The sequence below is a fragment of the Allobosea sp. CER48 genome (assembly GCF_044752385.1).
Classification (GTDB): Bacteria; Pseudomonadota; Alphaproteobacteria; order Rhizobiales; family Beijerinckiaceae; genus Allobosea.
Genome location: NZ_JBIWYK010000433.1, coordinates 1 through 2,591, shown reverse-complemented (window position 1 = coordinate 2,591; position 2,591 = coordinate 1). Strand labels below are relative to the sequence as shown.

General features: G+C 69.2%; 2 protein-coding genes. Both read left to right on the top strand.

Annotation, left to right across the window (positions count from 1 at the left end; genetic code table 11):
* Positions 1–2,331 (top strand): molybdopterin guanine dinucleotide-containing S/N-oxide reductase (locus ACIPIA_RS13960; protein WP_400510415.1); only part of this gene is annotated, 2,331 nt, incomplete at its 5' end.
* A 51-nt stretch (positions 2,332–2,382) separates the two neighbouring features.
* Positions 2,383–2,591, top strand: a 209-nt coding sequence (locus ACIPIA_RS13955) for an FAD-dependent oxidoreductase (RefSeq protein WP_400510413.1), incomplete at its 3' end; no start/stop codon positions are given.

The following is a 2,591-nucleotide window of genomic DNA, read 5'->3' as shown; positions in this document are numbered from 1 at the left end:
GAGGCTCCGGCCAACGCCGTTTCGCAGCAGCAGGACGAAGCCTTTCGCCCGCACACCTCGCATTGGGGCGTCTTCTCGGCGCGGATGAAGGGCGGGCAGCTCGAAGTGCGGCCGCATGCGGGCGACCCCGATCCCAACGAGATCATCCAGAATTTCCCGGCGGCACTGCGCCACCGCGCCCGCATCGCGCGGCCCATGGTGCGCCGCGGCTGGCTGGAGAACGGACCAGGGCCCGACGACCGCCGCGGACGCGATGAATATGTGCCGATGTCCTGGTCGGCGGTGCTCGACAGGCTCGCTGCGGAGCTGCGCCGCGTGCGTGACGACCACGGACCGGGCGCCATCTTCGGCGGCTCCTATGGCTGGGCCAGTGCCGGGCGCTTCCACCACGCCCAGAGCCAGATCCACCGCTTTCTCAACACCTCGACCGGCGGCTATGTCCGGTCGGTCAACAGCTATTCCTCGGGCGCCTCGTCCGTCCTCGTGCCTCACATCATCGGCGACTACGAGGACCTGGTGAAGCGCAACGTGTCGTGGGAGCAGATCGCCGAGCACAGCGAGATCGTGCTCGCGTTCGGCGGCATGGCGCTGAAGAACAGCATGGTCGCCGGCGGGAGCATCAGCCGGCATGTCGAACGCGGCGCGATGGAGCGCGCGCAGGAGCGCGGCTGCGAGTTCGTGCTCGTCAGCCCGCTGCGCAGCGACCTGCCGACCGAAGCCGGCGCCGAGTGGGTGGCAAACATCCCCGGCAGCGACACGGCGCTGATGCTGGCGCTCGTCCATACCCTCGTCGTCAACGGCCTGCACGACCGTGCCTTCCTCGAGCGCTACACTGTCGGCTGGCCGGTCTTCGAGCGCTATCTCACCGGCGAAAGCGACGGCCAGCCCAAGGATGCTGCCTGGGCCGCCCCCATTACCGGCATGCCGGCCGGCGAGATCGAGGCTCTGGCCAGGCGCCTGCACGGGAAGCGTGCGCTGATCGTCGTGGCCCACGCCCTGCAGCGCGCCGATCATGGCGAGCAGCCTGTCTGGATGGGCATGGTGCTGGCGGCCGCGCTCGGCCAGATCGGCCTGCCCGGCGGCGGCTACGGCTACGGCCTCGGTGCGATCGCCTATTACGGCCGGCGCTACAACGCGGTGCCGATGCCGACCTTCTCGCAAGGCAAGAACCCGGTCAGCGATTTCATCCCCGTCGCGCGCATCGCCGACATGCTGCTCAACCCGGGCACGACCTACCGCTACAATGGCCAGACCCGGACGTATCCCGAGATCAAGCTGGTCTACTGGGCCGGCGGCAACCCGTTCCACCACCATCAGGACCTGAACCGGCTGCGGCAGGCCTTCGCCAGGCTGGATACGCTGGTTGTGCACGAGCTCGCCTGGACTGCGACCGCGCGCCATGCCGACATCGTCCTGCCCTGCACCATGACGCTGGAGCGGGAGGATATCGGCGGCAATTCGAACGACCCGCTGCTGGTGCCGATGCATCCGGTTGTTGCTCCGTATGGCGAGGCGCGCGACGACTACGCCATTTTCGCCGGCCTCGCCGAAAGGCTCGGGACGGCCGAGGCGTTCACCGAGGGCCGCAATGTGCGGCAGTGGCTCGAACACCTCTATGAGCCGACGCGCCTCGGCCTCGCGGAAAAGGGGCTGCCGGCGCCGAGCTTCGCCGCGTTCTGGGCAAGCGAGGGCTATGAGCTGCCGCAGCAACCCGACGACGGCGGGAAGCTGCGCGCCTTCCGCGCCGATCCGGCGGGAGCGCCGCTGCGGACTCCCAGCGGGAAGCTCGAGATCTATTCCGAGACGATCGCGAGCTTCGGCGAGACGGATTGTCCCGGACACCCGGCCTGGCTCGGAGCGACCAACGTTCCCGACGCGGCCAAGCCTTACGTGCTTGTCGCCAACCAGCCGCGGACCCGGCTGCACAGCCAGTTCGACTTCGGCGGTCACAGCGGCGAGGGCAAGCTGCGCGGCCGCGAGGTCGCGCGCATGCATCCGGAAGATGCCGCCGCGCGGGAGATCGTCGACGGGGACATCATCCGCATCTCCAACGAGCGCGGCGCCTGCCTCGCCGGCGTCATCCTGACGGATGGCATCCGCAAGGGCGTCGTCCAGCTGCCGACCGGCGCCTGGTATGACCCGGCCGATCCGACCGAGGACAAGTCGCTCTGCGTGCATGGCAATCCGAACGTGCTGACGCGCGACATCGGCACCTCGGCGCTGGCGCAGGGCTGCACCGGGCAATTGACGACGGTTCAGGTCGAGCGCTTCGACGGCAACCTGCCGGCGATCCAGGCCTATGATCCGCCGGATTCCGTGGCGGCCGAGTAAGCCCTGCCCCGCTGCCGATCCGAGTTCGGTACCCGTCTGCCACGAGGCCGCATGTCCCCGTCCTATATCGACACCTACTACCGCCGCACGCTCGCCGCGGTGGAGAGCTATCCGCCAGCCGGGGGACAGATCAGAGCCGAGATCTGCATCGTCGGAGGCGGGCTGGCCGGACTGACCGCGGCACTCGAACTGGCACGGGCCGGGCGCTCCGTCGTCTTGCTGGAGGCGGAACGCGTCGCCTGGGGCGCATCGGGGCGCAA